The 21,936-nt window shown below is 59.2% G+C and carries 19 protein-coding genes; 13 read left to right on the top strand and 6 right to left on the bottom strand.

Translation table 11 applies throughout. The features are described 5' to 3' along the window. Positions 1–173: 173 nt before the first annotated feature. Both VGN12_18380 and VGN12_18385 read right to left on the bottom strand, forming a co-directional pair. The gene (locus VGN12_18380) at positions 174–2,693 is read right to left on the bottom strand and encodes an FtsX-like permease family protein (protein ID HEY4311422.1); all 2,520 of its coding nucleotides are present in this window, start codon (positions 2,691–2,693) and stop codon (positions 174–176) included. Beyond that, a complete protein-coding gene (locus VGN12_18385; GenBank protein ID HEY4311423.1) occupies positions 2,690–3,445 on the bottom strand; it encodes an ABC transporter ATP-binding protein in 756 nt (251 codons plus the stop codon). Before VGN12_18385 ends, VGN12_18380 begins: the two co-directional genes overlap by 4 nt. Before the next feature lie 139 nt (positions 3,446–3,584). Here VGN12_18385 and VGN12_18390 point away from each other — a divergent pair, with 139 nt between their 5' ends. Next, the gene (locus VGN12_18390; protein HEY4311424.1) at positions 3,585–3,950 is read left to right on the top strand and encodes a MauE/DoxX family redox-associated membrane protein; all 366 of its coding nucleotides are present in this window, start codon (positions 3,585–3,587) and stop codon (positions 3,948–3,950) included. 55 nt (positions 3,951–4,005) lie between these two features. Here VGN12_18390 and VGN12_18395 read toward each other — a convergent pair whose 3' ends face one another. Together VGN12_18395 and VGN12_18400 are read right to left on the bottom strand one after the other, a co-directional pair. Next, positions 4,006–4,878, bottom strand: a complete 873-nt coding sequence (locus VGN12_18395) for a hypothetical protein (GenBank protein HEY4311425.1) — start codon at positions 4,876–4,878, stop codon at positions 4,006–4,008. A 153-nt stretch (positions 4,879–5,031) separates the two neighbouring features. Continuing rightward, positions 5,032–5,907: a glycosyltransferase family 2 protein gene (locus VGN12_18400; protein HEY4311426.1), complete on the bottom strand. Its 876-nt coding sequence runs from the start codon at positions 5,905–5,907 to the stop codon at positions 5,032–5,034. Positions 5,908–6,035: 128 nt separating this feature from the next. On the opposite strand from VGN12_18400, the gene VGN12_18405 reads away from it, so the two are divergent. From VGN12_18405 to VGN12_18445, 9 genes are all read left to right on the top strand, one after another. Further along, entirely contained in the window at positions 6,036–6,860 is an 825-nt protein-coding gene (locus VGN12_18405; GenBank protein HEY4311427.1) for a carbon-nitrogen hydrolase family protein, read from the top strand. Between the two features lie 1,102 nt (positions 6,861–7,962). After that, the gene (folK, locus tag VGN12_18410; GenBank protein HEY4311428.1) at positions 7,963–8,976 is read left to right on the top strand and encodes a 2-amino-4-hydroxy-6-hydroxymethyldihydropteridine diphosphokinase; all 1,014 of its coding nucleotides are present in this window, start codon (positions 7,963–7,965) and stop codon (positions 8,974–8,976) included. Positions 8,977–9,046: 70 nt separating this feature from the next. Further along, the gene (gene panC, locus VGN12_18415) at positions 9,047–9,916 is read left to right on the top strand and encodes a pantoate--beta-alanine ligase (GenBank protein ID HEY4311429.1); all 870 of its coding nucleotides are present in this window, start codon (positions 9,047–9,049) and stop codon (positions 9,914–9,916) included. A 145-nt stretch (positions 9,917–10,061) separates the two neighbouring features. After that, on the top strand, positions 10,062–11,333 hold the full coding sequence (locus VGN12_18420) for a prolipoprotein diacylglyceryl transferase family protein (GenBank protein HEY4311430.1): 1,272 nt from the start codon (positions 10,062–10,064) through the stop codon (positions 11,331–11,333). Between the two features lie 307 nt (positions 11,334–11,640). After that, complete coding sequence (locus VGN12_18425; GenBank protein ID HEY4311431.1) at positions 11,641–11,973, top strand: hypothetical protein; 333 nt, start codon at positions 11,641–11,643, stop codon at positions 11,971–11,973. An 86-nt stretch (positions 11,974–12,059) separates the two neighbouring features. After that, a complete protein-coding gene (locus tag VGN12_18430; protein HEY4311432.1) occupies positions 12,060–12,731 on the top strand; it encodes a class I SAM-dependent methyltransferase in 672 nt (223 codons plus the stop codon). A gap of 181 nt (positions 12,732–12,912) precedes the next feature. Then, on the top strand, positions 12,913–13,428 hold the full coding sequence (locus VGN12_18435) for a peptidylprolyl isomerase (protein HEY4311433.1): 516 nt from the start codon (positions 12,913–12,915) through the stop codon (positions 13,426–13,428). Positions 13,429–13,721: 293 nt separating this feature from the next. Beyond that, positions 13,722–13,958 (top strand): hypothetical protein, encoded by a 237-nt coding sequence (locus VGN12_18440; protein ID HEY4311434.1) that lies wholly within the window; start codon positions 13,722–13,724, stop codon positions 13,956–13,958. A 184-nt stretch (positions 13,959–14,142) separates the two neighbouring features. Further along, a complete protein-coding gene (locus VGN12_18445; GenBank protein ID HEY4311435.1) occupies positions 14,143–15,006 on the top strand; it encodes a PDZ domain-containing protein in 864 nt (287 codons plus the stop codon). Between the two features lie 152 nt (positions 15,007–15,158). Here VGN12_18445 and VGN12_18450 read toward each other — a convergent pair whose 3' ends face one another. Beyond that, positions 15,159–15,341 (bottom strand): hypothetical protein, encoded by a 183-nt coding sequence (locus VGN12_18450; GenBank protein HEY4311436.1) that lies wholly within the window; start codon positions 15,339–15,341, stop codon positions 15,159–15,161. Positions 15,342–15,727: 386 nt separating this feature from the next. Between VGN12_18450 and VGN12_18455 the strand changes: the two genes are divergently transcribed. After that, the gene (locus tag VGN12_18455) at positions 15,728–17,710 is read left to right on the top strand and encodes an IPT/TIG domain-containing protein (protein HEY4311437.1); all 1,983 of its coding nucleotides are present in this window, start codon (positions 15,728–15,730) and stop codon (positions 17,708–17,710) included. On the opposite strand, the gene VGN12_18460 is transcribed toward VGN12_18455, so the two are convergent. Then, positions 17,707–19,656: an AAA domain-containing protein gene (locus tag VGN12_18460; GenBank protein ID HEY4311438.1), complete on the bottom strand. Its 1,950-nt coding sequence runs from the start codon at positions 19,654–19,656 to the stop codon at positions 17,707–17,709. The genes VGN12_18455 and VGN12_18460 overlap by 4 nt on opposite strands. A gap of 172 nt (positions 19,657–19,828) precedes the next feature. Between VGN12_18460 and VGN12_18465 the strand changes: the two genes are divergently transcribed. Both VGN12_18465 and VGN12_18470 read left to right on the top strand, forming a co-directional pair. Further along, positions 19,829–20,500: a hypothetical protein gene (locus VGN12_18465; protein HEY4311439.1), complete on the top strand. Its 672-nt coding sequence runs from the start codon at positions 19,829–19,831 to the stop codon at positions 20,498–20,500. 31 nt (positions 20,501–20,531) lie between these two features. Then, the gene (locus tag VGN12_18470) at positions 20,532–21,863 is read left to right on the top strand and encodes a hypothetical protein (GenBank protein HEY4311440.1); all 1,332 of its coding nucleotides are present in this window, start codon (positions 20,532–20,534) and stop codon (positions 21,861–21,863) included. The last annotated feature ends 73 nt before the right edge of the window (positions 21,864–21,936 follow it).

Genomic DNA, 21,936 nt, shown 5'->3' on the forward strand with positions numbered 1-21,936 from the left:
TACACCCGTCGCGCAACGTGAAGCGACTAGCAAATGCCGCGTCTGTGACGCCACGGCATCGTGCAAGTTTTAAATACTTATAAGATCGTGAATTTTGCGTTCGCATTGCGCTGTCGTTGTCGCCTCGAAGAAGCAACCCGAAAGCCAAGACCGAGTGGTCGCAGTGGGACGTGCTATTCGTATTGTAACGCACGAACGATCTCAAGTCGCGAAGCGCGTCGGGCAGGAATCCAGGCGGCCGCCGAAGCGATCAGCAGGCAGGCCCCGCTGCATGCCAGCACAAACCAGCCGTCGGCATAGAATTCGACCGGCTGCCCCAGCAGGACATGGGTAGACAAATTCATCAAAAATGCCAGCAACAGGCCGATAGCTACCCCCGGGACCAGGCTGCACAAGCCCAGGTTGAGGGCCTGAAACAGGATCATCCGGCGGACCTGAGACCGGCAAAGGGCCACGCTGCGGAGCACGGCGATTTCTCGGGTTTGCTCCATGACATTCATTGTTAGCGTGTTAACGATGCCTAGCGAGGCCACGAAAAAGACCAATGCCAGGAGTAGCCACAGAAAGCCAATGACCCCGGCCATCATGTAATGGATACGGGCGCGAAATTCGGCATTCGACTGCAACATGTAGCCGCGGGATTCACTGAAGGTCGCCATAGTCTTCCCCAAGGCCGCGGTCGCCCCAGGTTGCGCGGTCACCATATAAACGTCGACGCCATCGAACTGGAATAACTGCTGGGCAGCCTTCCGCTCGAGATAGGCTGCCATTCCACCGGCGATGTATTCCGTCACGGTGCCCGCGATGCGAACCGTGCGACTGCCACGGCGGGTGTTCAACTCCAGCGAGTCTCCGACGTTCAGATTCAATCTCCGCGCGAGCGCTGTGCCGATCACGGCTTCGCCCGCCAACAGGCCTCGCGTGATATCGGCTTGCGACCCCTCGGCGATATCTAGAGCTTCGGTCGCTTCGGCGTCGAACGATCGGGCGACGATCACAACCGCCTCGTCGCCGGTCTTTGCTTGCACCAGATTCAGCTCGTGAACGGCTGCAACGTCGGGCAGCGCACGCAGCTCGTTACGCAGCTCTTCGGGCAAATGCGCGGTGACGGCGTAGCTCAACTCAGGCAGCGTGCTGCGCAGCAGGTAATCGGCCTTGAAGGTGCGGACCGACCATTGCTCGATGTCGCGAATGTTGTTGCGGATCGATTGCCCCATTGCGATCGAGATCACCAAGGCTACGCACAGCACAGCGGCAGTCAGGCCACTGCGCAGGGCATTACGCGATAGTTGCTGTACGGCCAACCGTCCCTCGATCCCCCATACCGGCTTGAGCAGTCTGGCAATCAGGGCCGCGACGTACGGATACAGGGCAGGGGTCAGCAGAACGCCGCTAATCAGAATCAAACCCAATAGCGGTGCTGGCACCGCGCGCTGCAGAGGGCCCGGCAGCCAGCGACCGATGAACGCTCCGACACCGGCGATGGCAGCAATGCCGATCACGGCCCCGATGCGAAGCATGCGCGTGACAATCGCATCGTTGCCTTGCACCTGCAGACCTAGCAAGTCGGGTAACGGCGGGCGCCGAGCGGCACGGCGCGCCGGCGAAAGGGTTGCCATTACGGCCATGCCTGGACCAAACAGCGCGGCGAGGATAAACGGCTGTGGCGCAAGCTCCAGGCGTCGCAGCGTCACGCCGAGCAGTTGCTCCATGCCTCCTACGAGCATCACCGAGACGAGCAGCCCGACGGCCATGCCGATAACCATGCCGACGACACCCAGGATCAGAGCTTCTCGTAGCAAAAGGCTCGTGATTTGGCTGCTCGTCACGCCGATCGCGCGGAGAATCGCCAGTTGCCGCCGCCGTTCTCCCAGACTCATGAGGAACGAATTGAGGATTACGAAGGCACCAGCCACGATCGAAACCACGCTCAGGGCCGACAGCCCTTGCTCCGCACCTAGTAGGCTATGCTGCGCCAGGTCACCTCGCGTGGCGGGAGAGCGGACCACCAGACCCTCTGGCAGCAACGGTGTGATCGCGGCTTGCACGCTGTCCAAATCGGCATCGTCGGTCAGAACAATGGGGATCGCTGTCGCCTGGTCGTCCAGCTTGAACAGCTTTCGCGCTGCCGGCAACGTGACAAATACGACCGAACCGCCGTTGAATCCGGCGATGCCACTCGGCTCGACCAGGCCGACGACACGTAGCTCGCTGATCCCGGCGCGTGACAGCAAGCGGATTTGCGAATCGACGGACAGCTTCAAACTCTTGGCGAAGTTATCGACCAGCAGGGCTTCGTTGTCGTTCGCCAATGCTCGCCCCGCGACCTGATGGGCGGCCGTTTCTTCGTCGTGGGCCGGATCGGTTCCGATGACCATCACGCCGAGCGGGTTCTCTCCGTTCACCAGCCCCGCAACCATCTGCACGACAGGATTTGCCGAGCGCACACCGCGAAGTTTCGCAATCTCGCTCGCTAGTGCAGGATCGAAGCCACCTCCTCCTTCAGCAACGACTTCGAGCGCCGCGTTGCCGGTCAGATCGGCGAACATCTGCTGATACGCGTGCCGCGTGGTGTTGATCACCAGGGCGATTGCGAAGACACCTGCCACGCCGATCACGATGCCAGCCAGGGTAAGCAGCGTTCGGCTCGGTCGGCGCACGAACTCGCGATACGTGTAATGCCGCAGCATCATGGCCGTGCGCCCGAACTTTCACTTTCGGTGAAGTCACCATTGCGGGCGTGCTCTTCCGACATCAGTCGGTCGTGTACGATTTCGCCGTCGCGCAGCATGACAATGCGATCTGCCATCGCGGCATGGGCCGGGTTGTGCGTGACCATCAGAATGGTTTGGCCTTCGCTGACCAACTCACGCAAGAGATGCATCACCTGGTCGCCGTTGTGCGTGTCGAGGTTGCCGGTCGGCTCATCGGCTAACAGCAAGACCGGCTTGATCGCCAAGGCCCGGGCGATCGCCACGCGTTGCTGCTCGCCGCCGGACATTTCCTTGGGCAAGTGCCGGCCGCGATGTGCCAAGCCGACGCGATCGAGTGCCTGGGCCGCACGTTTTTCCGCCGTGGCGTCATCGACCCCGTCGACCACCAGTGGCAACGCAACGTTTTCGGCGGCGTTCAGGGCGTCGAGCAAATTGAAGGCCTGAAAGACAAGCCCCAGCCGGCGGCGGCGCAGCAGGGTCAGATCATCGTCAGAGAGGGCCAGGATGTCTTGTCCGTTGACGCGGATCGTGCCACCGTCAGGCGCATCGAGGCCTGCTACCAAGTGCAAGAGCGTGCTCTTACCGGAACCTGACGGGCCCATCACGGCCAGGAATTGGCCGGCGGGAATGTCGAGGTCGACTCCGGCTAGAGCGGTCACCCGTGTCGCGGCGGCGCCAAAGACTTTTTGCAGGGCACGAATCTCGACGGCCGGTTGCGTAGTTTCGGACAAGCAAGTTTCCTTCGCGAGGGGCTTCCGTGCTCGTGCTGCGCGATCGGCGCTCTTTGCCGTACGCGGTTGAGAGCACTATAACACGCCACGGTCTGCTGGATCAGGGCGCGATCGTCACCCCTTTCGGAGGTTAGGGTCGATGGGACTTATCAAAACGGTGCTCAAGTACGTGCAGGGCCTGCTCTATGTTGTGGCCGGGATGAACCACTTCATCGCGCCAAGCTTCTACATGAAAATCATGCCCCCCTCGTTTCCGTGGCATGCGGCGCTGGTTTTTATCAGTGGAATCGCGGAAGTGCTCTTAGGTGTGCTGCTGCTGATCCCGCGGACCACTCGGTTAGCGGCGTGGGGCCTGATTGCGCTGTTGATTGCCGTCTTCCCGGCAAACATCTACGTCTATCAGAATCAAGAGCTCTTCGGCGGTGTACCGCCCTGGGTACACCTGGCACGACTGCCGATTCAGGGTTTGTTGATTCTGTGGGCGTGGTGGTACACGCGAGATTAGGAATCGAATGGCAGGCCCCGATGATCCGAAGGCATAGCGATGCGATCAAATATCGCTATTTTCCGAATCGATTTTGGACGATCGCCGCGGCTTCTCGAACCCAGGGGTGCTGCGAGGCAGTCAACGCCTGGATTGACGCCTGGACGCCTGGCTGTGCTTCAATGGCGCGCGACATGCTTTCGTGATTCCTGCAAACACCGCTACTGTCTAGCGCATGATCACCGGAAAGCCAATGAAGTGCTTCGAGAACGACGGCTGGATCCGAAGACTTAAGAATAGTAGCCCACTCGGACGCGTCACGCTTGGGCACCGGTGGTCCGTCGCAATCGCCATTTACTACTAAATGGCCGTTGGAGTCTTCGAGTCTGAGCAATGCAATTCTATTGCCAATTATGCCGTAATACCGTTTTCGGATATCTAGTCCATTAATGCTCGCATGCGTTAGGACCTCGATCACCTCGATTCCGAGGGATTTATCATTCCGGAGTAACGCGCCTTCAAGGTTTATCCGATATCCTGTCTTAAAACCGGATTCTTCAAGGATCGTTCCGTTCGTTTCCAAAAGATAGACCTTGGCATAAGAGTCGCCAGGAATGATGAACAGGTCTCGTCCCTCAAAGAGAATATATCGCGAATTGCCTTCCGCATCGGTCGAGTGCCAGAGGTGCCAAGGCTCAGGCTCGAAGATATTTGCAAGAGGATTCTGCTGACGCTTATCCGGGAGCACGCGGAACAGCAATTCTTCAAGCTCTTGCTTGCGATCGGGCGAAAGATGACGCAAATCTTGGTTCAAGAAAGTCGCAAACGACGGTGGGCGCGAGAGGAACCACGAAAGTGCGGCGATCACAGTTACGATTGCGAAGATAGGAACAATGCCAAATTGAAGCCTGTTTCTCCGCATTGCAGTATTATTGCTGCGAATCGACACAAAACGAAGGAAGCATCTTCTGCCTATGCCGATCCCGCCCGAAACTGGCTATTTGTTCGATCGTAGTAAAGCGGGTGGCAAGCGGCGCAGCTAGCGCCTTGGGCATGCAATGTCGAAGATCGCATGACAGGCAACGCATCACTTCAAGCTGTATCACTCGCGGATGCCGCGTGAGTAGCGGACGATGCAGTACAGGGCGCGGAAGCCGTCGCGCCAGGTGATCTTCTTTCCCTCGGCATACGTGCGGCCGGCATAGCTGATGGGCCGTTCGTGAATGCGGATGTGCGGGATGCTGGCGATCTTGGCCGTCAGTTCCGGCTCGATGCCGAAGCGATTCTCGCGCAGCGTGGGGGCAATCTTCTGAATCACTTCACGGCGGAAAGCCTTGTAGCAGGTTTCCATGTCCGACAGGTTCAGATTCGTCATCATGTTCGACAGCAGCGTCAGCACGCGGTTGCCGACGTAGTGCCAGAAGTAGAGCACGCGCTGATTATCGCCTGAGAAGCGGCTGCCGAAGACGACGTCTGCCTGATTCTCGATGATGGGCTGCACCAGCTTGACGAATTCGGCCGGATCGTATTCCAGGTCGGCATCCTGCACGATGACCACGGTACCGGTGGCCGCGGCAAAGCCCGTGCGTAGCGCGGCGCCCTTTCCTTGGTTATGGTCGTGGAAAATGATTTTCATGTCCGGCGCTTCACGCCAACGGGACAGAATATCGCGCGTGCCATCCACGCTGCCATCGTCGACCAGAATCATCTCCAAGGGGAGGCCGGTCAGGCGAATGCGCCGAACGACTTCTTCGATCGTGCGCAGTTCGTTGTAGACCGGAATCACCACCGACAATACGAAGTTCGGCGGTATCTCGAAGATCCCCAGCCGGCGACAGACGGTTGGGCCCAATAGTTGACGCAGGGTCTCGTAATCCGGATTCGGGCCGTCGGTCGGTTGTTCGGCCAGGCGCCAGAGCTGCGATTTGTCTTCCCCAGTGTCGTGTTGCGCCATGTGTTCCTGGTTAGTTTGATTCACGGAGCCCATCCGGATACCACCCACCCCCGAGATGACAAATCAGACTAGCTATCCTACGATGAAATCGTTCGGCTGTACAATCAAATCGGGCCTCTGATTCAACCCTCGGGCGGGGGAAAAGTAGCAGTATGATTGGGAAATTTCGTGCGGCAGCCGTGCAGTTGTCCTCCGGCGAGAATGTGGCCGAGAATGTACAGAAGGCCTGCGACTTTGTCGAAGAGGCTGCCGCCCGGGGATCGCAATTCATTGCGCTGCCGGAAATGTTTGCTTGCCTGGGACGTTCGGCCACGATGGTGGCTTCGGCCGAATCGATCCCGGGACCAACGAGCGATATCCTGTGCCGCCTGGCCAAGCGGCTGTCGATCACACTGGTCGCAGGGAGCTATTGCGAGAGTTCGCCCGACCCGACGAAGTGTTTTAACACGAGCTTGTTGATCGGGCCGGAGGGGACGATCGTCGCCAAATATCGCAAACGGCATCTTTTCGACCTTGAGATACCGGGGCAAGTTTCGTGTCGCGAGTCGAGTTGGCTGGTGCCGGGCGACACAATTTGCGCCACGGAAACTGCGTGCGGGAAAATCGGGCAGGCAATTTGCTACGACCTGCGGTTTTCAGAATTATTCCGCGAGCTGGTAGACCTGGGTTCTCAGTTGTTTTGCATTCCCGCCGCCTTTACGCTCGCGACAGGGCGCGATCATTGGGAAGTCTTGTTGCGCGCCCGAGCCATCGAGAATCAATGCTTTGTCATTGCGCCCAATCAATACGGGCAGCACGCGCCGGGGCTGACGACTTACGGTCGTTCGATGATTATCGATCCCTGGGGTACGGTCCTGGCCACCGCGGCCGATGGCGAAGGCGTGATCTATGCGGACCTCGATCTTGCGCGCGTAAGTGCGATCCGGGAGCGCTTGCCTGCCCTATCGCATCGTCGGCCGATTCTGCGGCCGCGTTAGCGCACAGCGGAGCCGGCGCGCATCGGCAAGTGTGTTCAATAATTTTTATTCGCGCGGTTGCAGAAAAAAATTGCGACGAAATGTGCGTGAAGAATTCGACGGGCCTCATCGTACGATATCCGTTCGCATGCTTTGCAAACAGCGAAGATGCAAGGCGCGGGTCATTGTGTTGAAGAAATGCAAGTGATTTTTTTGGATGTTGTTGCAGTGATACGCTGTAACGCGCGAACTTTGCTCGCGTTTGATTTTCGTTCTTGACAATCGTCGCTCAGATCGCAAAATACGCGGGTACGTGACTGAGAGTTTGCGATTCGCGTTCACGGGCCATCACGTTCATCGATCATGCCGACGCGAATCGATTTCAACCGACCTGTCGTTTCGTTAGGGCGCGCGGCGGATTTACGTGTGATTCAATGCGGATCGCACTGCGCGCCTGGGGCGGTCGATTCGTCGAGGTCGCGTTTGGGTGCGAGATTGGTGGCAGGCAAAGTTCCGCATTCGCGCTATGAAGCGTGGGCGCGGTTTGCAGCATGGGACGCCGGCTGGCATAAAGTCGCAAGATTGCATTTTACAAAACACCGCGGCGCGTCGGCTCGGTCCGGCCTGTTGCGACCCGTAGCACAGTTCTACCCGGCAATATCCTTGAGATTTGGGCTCGATTATTTTCGGCTCGATGAAACTGGGGGCGGCGACTGAGGGAGCGACTGCCGGCTGCCGGACCTTGGTCCGCGTCGCGGCACGGATTCCCCCCTGTTTTTTTTCTGCGGTCGGGCCACGGAATCGGCCAGCCGCAGAACTCGGGGCATTGCCGGGGAGAACTGGGCATTCTATCGCCTGTGTGACGTGCCTTCTTTTGCCTTGCCGTTCAGACTGCCGGCTCGTCGATCGCATGGCTCTCGGCCGACTATAATGCAGTTGGTGATTGCGCTCGCACGCCGCGCCATGATGTGGTCGTATTTCTCGCGGCGCCTCCGGCGTACGAAAAACGGCAGGGCGCTGGTCACAGTTTTCTGCACCGACCATTCGTGCATCTTGAGCGCCGTTTGGTGTATCAGCGTCATGCAGGTTGCTCTGGATTGCGACGAGGGACTGGCTGGCATTCATGAGTCTCTGTCTGGTCGCACTGGGATCGAACGTCGGGGATCGACAGCAAGCGCTCGCGCGTTCAGTTGCCCAACTTGACGCGCTCGAGGGTTGCCAGGTGCGCGCGTGCAGCAGTTGGCACGAGACCGTTGCTGTGGGAGGTCCACCGGGGCAGACGCCATTCCTGAATGGTGCTGTCGTTCTAGAAACCTCGCAGCCACCTGCGCAATTGCTGGGGATACTTAACGAGATCGAAGCCATGCTGGGGCGCACCCGCGATGTGCGCTGGGGGCCGCGCACGGTCGATCTCGACATGCTTCTATACGATGAATTGATTCTCGACTCGGCACAGCTAACGCTGCCGCATCCGCGGATGGCATTCCGCAAATTCGTCATCGAGCCGGCCGCTGAAATAGCCGGAGAGTGGCGTCACCCGACCATTGGTTGGACGCTTAAAAAGTTGCGAGATCACTTGCGGCATGCCACTCCCTATGTGGCTATCACGGGGGCACCGCTTGCGGGGAATTCGCAGCTAGCGGCGCGGCTGGCTGAAAGTTTCGACGCCCGATTGATTCGCGACGCTGGGACCGTGGTGCAGCCCTCGCAGCCCGCCGCGGATTCGGCTGGCCGGCGACTGCAGGCAGAGATAGAATCGATCATCCGGCGCCGGCAACTGCTTGATCGAGAATCGTGGGAACAGCCAGAGCGACTGGCTATCAGCGATTTTTGGCTCGAACAGTCGCGGGCTTACGGCGGTATCCTGGACGCACGCGAATCGGCCACGCTTGCCGGGGCTGTTGACGAGGCGTGTCGCGGAGTTATCCGCCCCAAGCTGCTGATCCAGCTGGGAGCGACGGCTCCCCACGGTCGAGGTGCAACGAGCGGCGCGGCTGAGAACGTTGACGCCACGATGCACGAGGCAATTGTCGCCGTCGCGACGCGGCCCGGTGTCGGACCGCTCCTTCGATTGACTGACTCTGAATCCGAGGTGCAGTTGGCCGAGGCTAAGGCCGCGATTTTGGCCATGAGTTAATCGATTTGATAACGAGGCGACAGAAGATTATTTTCCGTTCAATATGAAGCCTGCAATTGTGTCACCGTCGGTGAGCCGCGTCCGTTGCCGCATTGTTACAACCCGCGCCGAGGTGCGAGAGTGTATCGCTGCCTGGCGCGCCGCGGGAGAATCCGTGGGCCTGGTGCCGACGATGGGGGCTTTGCATGCGGGACATCTGAGTCTGGTGGACGCGGCAAAGCAGGAATGCACGCGCGTGGTGGCGACGGTGTTCGTCAATCCTACGCAGTTCGGCCCTGGTGAAGACTTTGAGCGTTATCCGCGTAATCTCGACGCGGATGTGTCGCTCTTGGCGCCGCGTGGTGTCGATCTGGTCTTTGCGCCTTCGCCGCGTGAGATATATAGGTCGGGGCATGCCACGATGGTCGAGATGTCAGGCGTAGCCGAACCGCTGGAAGGGAAATTTCGTCCAGGGCATTTTCGCGGGGTGGCCACGGTTGTGTTGAAGTTGTTCAACATCGTGGCGCCGGACAGCGCGTTTTTCGGACAAAAGGACTTTCAGCAATCGCTGGTCGTGCGGCATCTGGTCGATGATTTGGACGTCCCGGTTGCGATTCGCGTTTGCCCCACGATGCGCGAGACCGACGGCCTGGCGATGAGTTCGCGAAATGCGTACCTATCGGCGGATGATCGCAGTAAGGCGCTGGTGCTCAGCCGCAGCCTGGCAGCCGCGTGCGAGTTGTTCGCCACTGGGCAGCATGATGCGGCGCTCATCAAGGCTGCTATGCAGAGACTTTTCGATGAGGCGCCGGGCCTGACGTTGGACTACCTGGCGCTCGCGGATTGCGACACGCTGGCCGAAGTCCAGAAGGCAACGGCCACGACCGTGGCCCTGATCGCAGCCCGCCTGTCTGGCGTTCGTCTGATCGACAATTGCCTCTTAGGCCAAGGAATAAAATAGTGGGCAGACGGCAGCAGCCAGTGAATGGTCGTCGCTTGCTTGCCAGAGGAGAGTCGCTAGAAGTAGCTGGGCCGTCAATAATCGTGGATTGAATTAGCGCCCGAGTTTTTCTGTTAACTGCCTACTGTCCACTATCAACTAAATCATGCGTTCCACTTTGTTCTATATCCCGGCCGAGGTTGCTGGCTGGCCACTGTTTGGCTGGGGGATAATTCTCGCCATTTGGGCGGTCGCTAGTGTTTTGCTACTGGCGTGGCTCATTCGACGGCAAGGATTCAATCGCGATACGCGCGGCTACGTGCCGGTCCTATTGCTTCTGGCGATCGTGATTATTTACCTGCTGCCTGCGATCTCAGACGCCAATGGTTTACCGGTGCGCGGCTATGGCGTGATGTTGTTGCTGGCGGTCGTTTCGGGTGTCGGCATGGCCGCCTATCGCGCGCGGCGCATGGGGGTCGATCCGGAATTGATTTTGTCGCTGGCATTCTGGCTCTTCGTCAGTGGGATTCTAGGCGCCAGATTGTTTTATCTGATCGAGTATTGGGACCAGCTCGTTGCCGGCAAATCGTTGAAGCAGACGCTGGTAGCCGCGATCAGCATTCAAGAAGGTGGACTCGTCGTCTACGGCATGTTGGTCGTCGGCGGTTTGGCACTGATTGCGTTTATCTACCGGCACCGGTTGCCGGGTTTAGCCTTGGCGGATTTGATCGCTCCGAGTGTTGTCCTGGGGCTCGGATTGGGACGGCTGGGATGCTTTCTCAACGGATGCTGTTTCGGCGGGCCGTGCGAATTACCTTGGGCCGTTCGATTTCCCGCCGGCAGCCCACCGCACGAGCAGCAGGTTCGCTTGGGGCAGGTCTATGGTCTGCTGGTCGCGGCCGACGCGGACCATCATCCGATTGTGGGCGAGATTTATGGAAACCTGCCTGCGGCCGGGATCGGTGTCACGGGAGGGGATCGCATATTGTCGATCAATGGCCATGACGTTTCGACGCTCGAAGAAGCGCAAGAGCAATTGGTTAACACGTTCGTCGCGGAAAAAACGTTGGAACTGAAAGTGGCGGGCGGATTTCTACGGCTGTCCGCACTGCCAGGCACGCACGAACACAGCCGCCCGGTGCATCCAACGCAGCTTTACAGCGCGATCGACGCCTTTCTGCTCTGTCTTTTTTTGATTGCATATTATCCGTATCGCCAACACGATGGTGAGCTTACGGCCATGACGTTGACGATCCACGCGGTGAGTCGTTTTCTGCTCGAAATCATCCGCACCGACGAAGGCCCCGTCTTCGGCACCGGTCTGAGCATCTCGCAGAACATCAGCCTGATCGTGCTGGTGGTCGGTATCGGCATCTGGATTTATGTCCTGCGTGGGCCGCGCGGATCGGTCTGGCCGGCGGAGCCCGTGGCCGCCTGATTCCGCTCGATGGCCGGCCTGCCGGGGCAGGGCTTCTTGCGATTCTGAACGCGGCTGGACGATCCTTCGCCGGAAAATCGCCGCCACTGCCGGGCGTTGTTAGAATGCGGAAATGCCTGCTCGCCACGTTCCCCGGCGCGATCTGCTGCCAGATTGCTTAGTTCCGGCGACCGCAGGGCATTCGGGAGAAGCATTGTCGATTCGGACCGATTACTGTGCCGGTACCTAATAATCCTTGGGCGGCGGCGAATCATACTGGTGGGGCCAATCGTCGCGAAGTGCGCCGCGCGTTCCTCGGAGGGATCTCATGCTCGAACTGTTAATGAATAACCCTTGGCTGATCGTCTGCGGCTTGGTGGCCTTTGTCATTGTTGCCTGCACCGCTATCGTGTTCATTACGGACTACCTGCGCAGGTCGCATCAGGCCGAAATCGACGCGGCGCTCAAGCAAGAGATGCTCGCCCGCGGCATGACGGCCACGGATATCAAAACGGTCCTCGAAGCAAGTGCCGACGGCGAGGCCGCGCGGCTGGCGCTGGCCGGCAATCACGGGGTGCGCGTCGGCCTTGGTTCATTCCAGGTCGAGGTTGGGGGAAGAGACAAGGCTACGCCCGCGGAATCGGCGGCGTCGCGCGCATAGCGTCTGCTCGGGATATCTTCTCGATGGCGACGTTGCACAGGCGCAATGGCTTGCCGGTCGATTACTCGTTTTGAGGAAACGTAGCGATGGTGCGCGCCTTGAACGGATATAAGGGGCTTCCGCTCGAGGGCTATCTGGCTCGCTGGTACGCCAAAATCACGCGCAACAGTCTGGCCGAATATCATCAGGCTGCTGCACAATTGGACGCGCAGGTTTCGCCGGGCGCTCGTGTGCTGGAAGTGGCGCCGGGGCCAGGGTACCTTGCCATCGAACTGGCTCGACTAGGGCGGTGCCGTGTTTCGGGGCTGGATATCAGCCGATCGTTTGTCGAGATGGCGGCCGCGAACGCCCAGCAGGCGGGCGTGTCGGTCGAATTTCATCAAGGAGACGCGGCGCTCATGCCCTTCGCCAATGACATGTTTGACTTCGTTATCTGTCGGGCGGCATTCAAGAATTTTGCGCAACCGGTGCGGGCGCTTGACGAAATGCATCGCGTGCTGAGGCCAGCCGGGCGAGCGCTGATTGTCGATCTTTCCAAAGACGCGTCCCAGTTCGAGATCAACGCGCATGTCGATGCGATGAAGCTCAGCCGCGCCAATACGGCCATCACAAAGTGGACGTTCAAGCACATGCTCCTCAAACGTGCTTACGGCCGCGCAGATTTCGAGCGGATGGCTGCCGAGAGCGCGTTCGGCGGGTGCGAAATTCAGCTCGACTCGATCGCGCTCGATATCTGGCTCACCAAACCTGCTGCATGACCAGACCGACGGGAGGGGCTCACGAGACGCCGGCGGCGATGTTTTGCGACGACATTCACGCCCCTCTTGCGGTTCTGGCTGGTTGGGTACAATGTCCGGCTGCGTGTCGCTGGCCATTCTCGCTCCGTGCGTGCCGTGCAGGCTTTGCGGTTGCGTTTCGCCCCTCTTCAAGGAGTTTCTCATGACTGACGCCGCCGCTGGAAAAGCGTTGCCCCGTTGCTTCCTGGATCTGACCGCCGATGGCAAGCCGTTGGGGCGGATCGTCGTCGAGTTGGCCGCGGACGTTGTCCCGAAGACGGCCGAGAATTTTCGCGCCCTGTGTACAGGCGAGAAGGGCTTCGGTTTCAAGGGAAGCCCGTTCCATCGCGTGATTCCCGATTTCATGTGCCAGGGGGGAGACTTCACGCGCGCCAATGGCACAGGGGGCAAATCGATCTACGGCGAGAAGTTCGCCGACGAGAATTTCAAGCTGAAGCATAGCGGTCCAGGCGTGCTGAGCATGGCCAACGCCGGTCCGAATACTAACGGATCGCAGTTCTTCCTATGCACTGTGGCCACGCCCTGGCTGGACGGCAAGCACGTCGTCTTTGGCAAGGTTGTCGAAGGTATGGACGTCGTCAAGAAGACCGAAGGGCTTGGTTCGCGCTCGGGCGCCACGAGTGCCAAAATCCTCGTCGCCGATTGCGGGCAATTGTAAACGAACTGCTTGCCGGGGCGCGGGCATCGATCCCCGCCTGGGGCGCCGTCACACGAAATTGCACGGAAGCGTTGCTCGCAGGTCCTAAATCGTGTGGGAAAGCTGCGCAAGTTCGCGCGCCGACGTGACATTGCGTCACACTCGCCGCTTGCCTATCATCGCGGACCGCATTTCTTCGGGCCTGGTTAGCCGGACATGGCGTTGCGATAGCGCGCTGGCTGTGCGCGGAGATAGTTCGCGGTGGGTCGGCGTCGTTGTGTGGAAATTCAATGCGCTGTCCAGGACTCAGTAGCATGGCTGTGGCTGTCAGGAATCTGATCTGCATTATCGCGATGGCCGCCGTTGGCATTGCGAGCGGTTGCGCATCGCCAGCGGCGAACAATGGCGCCGTAGCGAACTCCGCCGCCGCGCCGGCGACGACCAAGGAAACGCCGACTGACGCGGCGCAAACTGACGCCGTGAGGAAGTCATACTCAATGCCTGGCATGTGTGCGATCGTTGTCGGTGGCCCGTCGACCGATTCCGGTTGAGAGGTTTCGGCGAGAAGCGGTGGCGCTTGAAGTCTCTTTCGTTAAGTGCCATGGCGCGGTGGATGGCGGGTTCAGACGATCGACCGTTGCTGACGGATTTTTAGACAAACGGTAGAATGGCTGATGTAAACGATCGTCGGGGCCCAGAAGCGCGCCTCCTGGAATTCATCGAGAGGGATTTTTCATGATGACTCGTCGACGATACGACGATGCCATGCTGAGTAAGCAAACGGCCCGGCCCCGCTGGTTTTGCGCGATCATGGCTTCGCTCCTGATCGGCGCAGCAATGTCGGCGATTAGCTACGCGCAGGACGCTGCTGAGGCGGATACGAGCGATCTGACGGAATCCGTCTTGGGCGCGCGGTTGCGCGAAGATGATGGCAAGGTCTTCGTCACGCAAGTCAAGCGTGGTGGCCGCGCTGATCGGGCCGGCATTCGTCCTGGCGACCAATTGGCTTCGATCGAGCAACACAGTATCAAGTCAATTCCGGACGTGCTCAAGATCTTGAAGCATGTGCAACCGGGTCATGGCGTCGTGATGAGCGTGATTCCGAAAGCGGGCCCGCGCCAGTTGTACATGAGCGCCTCGGGCAGTCCGGGCGCTAGTCCCACGCCCAGCGGCGCGTTGTTGGGCGCCACGTTAACTGATTCCGCGGGCACGGTCATCGTTGGGCCGTTGTCCATGGATGGACCAGCGGTTAATGCGGGCGTTCGCTCGGGTGACGTAATCGTGGCATTCGACGGTAAAAAGGTTACCGCCCGGACACAAGTCATGGCATTGATGAATAACCACGACCCTGGAAATCGCGTCGACATCGTCATCAAACGGGGCGGCTGGCAACGCACCCTGCCGGTCACACTCGGGTCCAAGGCGTTGGTTTCGACACTGCCGAAAATGAGCGTTCCGCCCGTCGGACAACAGCCCCAGCAGCAAGTGGGCAAGCCGGTTGTCAGTCAAGACGATCCTGCGGATGAATGGGCGGACGAAAAAGAGGCCGAGGACATCTACAACGTCAACGATCGGGCCCTCTATACCGATTTCGATTGAGCGCAATCGTAGCGCGCCTCGTTAAATCGACATCTCACCCTATTAAAGTGCGGCACGAGCAAAGCGCTCGTGCCGCGCAACATCAATCGCAAATGCAGGTCCCGTCGCCGTCGTTCCGGGGCGGGACCGTTTCATTTGTCATTGCGGCCCGTTTACGGGTTGGCGGCTGGCGGATTCTTGCCAGACGATTCGACGGTCGAGGTCTCGGTCTTCGTCGTCGTTCCCTCAGGGGTCGAGACCGTGGTCTTTTTTTCGACTTTTGCCTTCTCGCTGCAGCCTGTGACCGACAACGAGGTAAAGCTCAGGGCCAGGAAGAGCATCAGAAATCGCGTCATGAGAGTACTCCCAACTTGTCCGGGTAATTTGGAATTGGCGGTGTACGCTCACCGCCCTTATTCGATGGGATGCGGTTCGCGCGTCATTAATTCCCGACTTTCGAAGATTGCGTCAATCAAAGTTCGATTTGTTGCCGGGTGTGGAGGTTTGCTGACCATATTGGGCTGCGACCGATCAACGCATTGAATGTCTTGAGACCCTCTTTATCTGCCGTCCGGTCAGGTCTCTAAAGAAACAATCGTCGCAGCGATCAATCGTCCAGTTCACGTCAACGGGCAAAAAACCAGCCCGCAGACGGCAAGTAACTCGACAAGTGACTCGACGCCGACGGAGAAAGTCGTTCCAATCTGCGTGGCAGGTCGCACGCTCGATTAAGGATGGCTGCATGTTCCGAAGGTGGCACGACCTGGCCGGAGCGCCGTTGCTGCGCTTTTTTCAATCGCAAACTCGACAAAGCTCTGGGCCGCGGCGGAAGTCTTGTTCCCGCAGGAAACGAGCCTTCGAGGGGCTCGAGGATCGGCGCCTGTTGACGCTGCTGGGGGCGCAACTCTTTCCGGCCGATAACCCGTGGAATCAGAACATCGCGGGCGCCCCCGTTGCTGCGAACTCGGCGGCGATCATCTCACATATCGGCAGCTCCATTCATCTGCACCCCGATTGGGGCGAGGACAGCTCCGCAAACGGCAACGATCCGTTGTACGGCATTCCCGTGAATATCGTGCATGGCAATTCCACGACGAAGGTGAATGTCACGATCGATAACTACCCGGACGAAAGTGATATTGCGCCGGTGCCGATTCCCGCAAATGCCGTCTTGGAAGGGGATTTCCAAAACGGTCCGAATATGAATGGCGGCGGATACAACAATAACCAGCGCGGTGACTCGCACCTGATCATCTGGGATGAGGACAACAATATCGCCTACGAACTTTACGGTGTTTCGCGCCCCAATGATCCAACGCTGTTTCCCAACAATAAGGACGACGAGTTGCCGAAGACTGACAACCAGTGGCATGCCGCACAAGAAACCATTTGGAACATGAACACCAACACGTTCCGGACCCTGGGGGCCACGTCGGCCGATGCGGCCGGACTGTCGATCTTGGCGGGGCTGGTACGGCCGGACGAGGGACTGCCCATCGCCGAGGGAGGGCAGGGGGCCATCGATCACGCTTTGCGGTTTACGCTTCCCAGCGGCGACGTGAGTTCGCAGTACATCTATCCGGCGTCGCACATGGTGAGCGCATCGCAGGGTTCGACAAGGTTGCCTCTCGGCTCGCGGTTGAGGCTGGCCGACACGCCCGCGATCGATGCATTGATCGCGAATATGCCTCCTGAGTCGCAAATCATAGCGCATGCGATGCAGCAATATGGTTTGATCCTGGCCGATATTGGTAGCGCCATGTACGTGACGGGATCATCGGCGTCGGTGAATGCCAATAACCAAATCAACCTGGTTTGGAACTCCGACGATATCTTCGCGGATAACGGGCTCGAAGTTCTCACGGCTGGGGATTTTCAGGTTGTCGACCTTACGCCGCGCGTTACCAGTCTGAGCGCCCCGAGCGGGGCCGTCGGTAGCACGATCACGGTTACCGGGCAGAACTTCTCAGGCGCTGCGGGAAACCTGTCCGTATTCTTCGGCAGTACGCCTTCCGCCTCGGTGACCTATGTCAACGATACGCAGATCAAGGCCGTGGTTCCGGCTGGATCGGGGACCGTGAACGTGACGGTTCGCTCGGGCGTTAATGAAGTCGATACCGTCAGCGATAACCCAAACGCTAACGTCAAGGCGCCGATCTTCGGCTACGGCACGTCGGCTGTCACGACGGCCGATCAATTCACGTTCTCCGCAGGGTTGGCCGGAGATGCGAACGGCGATGGAATCGTCAATGGCCAGGACTTGGCCCTCGTCTCGTCGAACTGGCTGACGCACGGACCTGCAGGCGATGTCAACTCGGACGGCATCGTCAATGGCCAGGATCTGGCCGTGATTTCGTCGAACTGGCTAGCGACGGCCGGCGGCGCTGGCACGAATTCAGATATGAACATGGCTCTTGCGGGAAGCGCTGACGTTCAACAAGGCAATGGCATCTATGGTCCCATGCCCAAGCCTGAAATCTCGGCCAGTAGCGATCTGATCGCCGCGACGAGTACGGTGCGGTACGCCGCGGTCGCGACGCCGTCGTTCGAAGCCGGTCAAAACAGCACAGCAATCAGCTTGATGAATTTTGAAAAATGGCCCAGCGTACACGCTCCGCCGGCCAGATCGGATGCGAATGATGAGCCGGTAAATCGCTCGTTCGAATCTCAGCAAGAAAGTGTGAGCGCATGGCGCGATTCCTGGAATCCATTCCCGCGCATCTAGTCAATTTCTTCCCACACAGTATGGTATGCGCCCGCTTGCTCGAAGTATTCAAGGAGAGCGGCATAAAAGGGATGCCCGCCGAGCGTTGAGCTGTCGCCAATAACGATCAGCTTGCGGCGCGCGCGGGTCAATGCGACGTTCATTCGTCGTGTATCGGACAGGAAGCCGATCTCGCCTTCGCGGTTCGAGCGCACCAGCGAAATGATGACAGCTTCTTTCTCGCGCCCCTGAAAACCGTCGACAGTATCGATTTCTAGCTCTCGGTCCGCCGCGCGTTCGCGCAATAAGCGGATTTGCGCCGCATAGGGGGCGATCACGGCGATATCCGCGGGCTGAACACCCGCCTCGAGGAGTTGCGATACTTTTTTCAGTACCAGTCGGCATTCTTCGGGATTGCGCCGGCTGCTGCCATCGGGCTCTTGTTCTTCGTCGTAGTTGGCGCCCGCGGTGTCGATGTAAGTGATCGGCTCATCCGTGAACGGGCTCGATGTCACGTCGGGAAGATCCGACAAGAGATGGCCGCGGACCGTTTCGTCGGCCAGTAGCGTGCCTTTGTAGAACTGCGACGAGGAGAATTGCATGATCGCGTCATGCATGCGGTATTGCACGTCGAGCTGGCGCGTGACCGCGATACCGTGGGTGTCGACCAGCCGTTCCAGCATGCTGCGGGCGTACCCTTCGCGGCCGGCCTCGGGCGAGATGACCGTGGGGGGCAATTGGCAATGATCGCCGGCCAAAAGAATCCGCCGTCCTCGTAACAGCGGAATCCAGGACGTCGACTCCGTGCATTGGCACGCTTCGTCGACGACGACCCAGTCGAACGTGCGTTCCCCTAGCACCAGGTCATCAATCGAGGTGGTCGCGCAGATGACATCGGCGCGATCGAGCACGTGGTCGATCGCCTGCCGTTCGAGCTGGCGCGATTCGTATTTCAACTGCCGCGCTTCGCGGCGCCAATCTTGCTTGGCGCCTGGCGCAGGCTTAGCCCGGGTGAAGCGATCCGCCTTGCGATATAGCTCCTCGGCCTCGCGCAACAGGTCCTTGACCACGCGCATGTTGTCGTGCGCTTCGACCAGGGCATCCAATGAATGAGTGCGTAGTTGCTCTTTGACGCGGGCCGGATGTCCGACGCGGACGACTTGCAACTGCATGTCGACGAGGCGCTCGAGCAGGTTGTCGACAGCCGTATTGCTGGGTGCGCAGGCCAGGACCTTTTCCCCGCGCAGCACCGCCTCGCGAATGAAGGCCACGACCGAGGTGGTTTTGCCTGTGCCGGGGGGACCGTGAATGATGGCGAGGTCTTCGGCCGAGAGTGCGAATTCGATCGCTGCGCGTTGCGAAGCATTCAAATGATCGGCCGTTGCCAGTGGTTTCGCGTCACGAAAACGGGGCTGTCGGCGCTTCGCATAAACGGGATCCATGTCTCCGAGGATGATTTGCCGCAACTCGCCCAGCCGTCCGCGGGCGGCGGCGACGGTTTGCAATGCGGCCCGCTCACGATTGCGCGAAACCTCGTCCGCCGCGAGATCGACGTCGAACAGAGTGCCTGAGATCCAATGATCGACCGCGACTTGCAGGGAGCTGATATTGCGGGCACTGACGACGCCACTTTGCGGCGACTGGTCGGATTCCTCTTGCGAAGTGATCAGCACGGGGGAGCCTACACGTAGACGATTCCAAGGTAGATTCAACGTGCGGTTGCGTTTGACGAAAGTGAACAGGTGGCGACCACCGAGGCCGGTTTGATGATCGGCGATGGCGAGATCGAGAATCGTTTCGCCTCCATGCTCGGCAGTCTTCCGCGAGCGCTGTAAGCGGCGCTCGGCTAGATCGCGCGCCTCGGCCGCGGATTCGAGCTCCAGCCAACGATAGAAGCGATCGAAGTAGTTCTTGGTGGTAATCGCGGCGCTCCCAGTTATGGCTGCCAGTGCCAGCGTGCCATCAATGCTCGCTAGGTGCGGGCTATCTTATGCTGCCGGGCGGCTTTCTTGAATTGCCCCGGGGGAAGCGTGAAAACCGCTAGCACCGTTCAAGTTTAAGACGCCGACGGATCGAACTTATCAGAAGCGAGCCGCCACGCTCGCCAAGGAACATACGCCCTGCTGGAAAGGATTCCCAATGCACAGGCGACAATGGCTGGCCGTCGGTCTGGCGCTGACCGGGGAACTAGCGCTATCCGGTTGTCGCGGATCGCAATTCGCCAAGATATTGCATCCAGGCGATAAAGAGATGGTAGGAAGCCATCAGGCCGGACAAGAAACGTTTAAGCCACTGGTGGAAGAAGCCACCGGCGCGCTGCTGGCACGTCATTCGACGCCGCCTCCGCGCGTGCAGCAAGTCAGCATGACTGGCCAGGAGCAGCTTCCGCCACCGCCGATGCGCATCTGCTTCGTCGCCGTCGAAAACAAGAGCATGGAAGAGATCGGCGATTTCAAGGATCAGATCTACCAGATCATCGATACGCATATTGTCGAGTCGCACGTCTTCCAGCCTGTGAACAAGCGGTTCGTCGATGCAGGGCTTGAGCAGACGCGATTGCGCCCTGATCAGATATATGTTCCGCAGAACATGCGCGCTTTCACAATGGCGATGGAGCAAGCGGGACAGCCGTTCGATTTTCTGCTGTATGCCACGCTCACATCAGGTACGACGCGCGAAAACCAGAATTATCAGCGCGATTATTTGCTGACGATGGAGATGGTAAACGTCCGCACCGGAGAATACGACAAGCAATCTGCGACGTTGACCAAGGGGTACTACCAGACTCGCTTAGGTCGATTGTTCAAATAGTTTGCCCCTCGGGAACGCATGCTGTTGTGCCATGGTCCGACGTATCTTGCTCTATTTCTGCGCGCTCGTGCTCTTGGGACTGGCCGGTTGTGCGACACATGCCACCCGGCTGGTGCAGACACGCGAGCTGTTTGTCGCTGGGGACGTGCCGGAAGCCACGGCCTCGATCGGCAAGGCACTAAAACGTCCCAAGAATGACGGCGACGTGCTGCGCCTGGAGCAGGCCGTTCTCGACCTGTGTGACGGGCGAACTCACGAAGCCGAACAGACGTTGCGCCAAGTGCGTGACCGATTCGACACCCTGGAGCAGACCAGCCTGGGCAGGTCGGCTCTTTCAATGCTGACTGACGACAACGTGCGCGATTATCCGGGCGAGGATTACGAGAAAGTCCTGGTGCGGGCGTTTCTCGCGCTCTCGAACCTGATGACCGGCGGTGAGGATGCGCAAGCCTACAGCCTGCAAATCACCGACAAGCAGCAGCAGATTATCGCGGCCGGAGAAACCAAGGATGGCGAGAATCCCAAGCTGACCTACAAGCAGGTCGCCTTGGGACCGTACATCAGCGGAATGTTGCGCGAAGAAACGCACTCGAACTACGACGACGTGCAGCGTGCTACGGCCACGGTGGTCAGTTGGCAGCCGGATTTTGCCTTTGCCCAGCTAGACTTCGAACGGGCTCGACATGGCCACCACTCGGCGCCCGGTAACGGGGTGTTGTACGTCTTCGCGCTGACGGGGCTGGGACCCTACAAGGAAGAGACGGTCGAGCTGCCCAGCACCGTGGCACTTCTGATCGCGGATCAGATCCTGAGCGCGACGAACAAATACACGCTGCCGCCGACGATCGCCCCGATCAAGGTTCCGAAAGTGGTCGTACCCGTGAATCAAATTGACCGGGTGCGCGTAGTAGTTGATCAACGGCCGGTCGGAGACACGGCCACGATCACAAATGTGGGGCAATTGGCCATCGAACAATATGCCGCCGTCTATCCGGAGGTGATCGCCAGGGCCGTGGTCCGCCGGGTCATCAAAAAAGGGGTGATCTACGGAACGAAAGAGGCGATGAAGATCGACAAGTATTCGCTGTGGGACATCGGCCTCGACGTGGTGGGCGTGGCGTGGGAGGCCACGGAAGCGGCCGATACGCGCTGCTGGGGGCTACTGCCTGAGAAGATTCAGGTGTTGCGTGTGGAACTGCCGCAGGGCGAGCACGAACTCACGCTGCAGGGGGTTGGGTCAACAATCCCAGGTTCGCCGCGCAGCGAACGCGTCACGATTACCAACGGCCGCAACACGTACGTGTTGGCCAATTTTCCGGATATGGAATTGGTCGGCAAGATTTTGAAGCACGAACGGCGCTAGAACGGGTCCGATTTGCTGATGGCAAATCTGACGATGTCTGCGTGTTGATCGTCAACTGCCGTTGGATTCGGCG

It is taken from the genome of Pirellulales bacterium (assembly GCA_036499395.1).
Classification (GTDB): Bacteria; Planctomycetota; Planctomycetia; order Pirellulales; family JACPPG01; genus JACPPG01.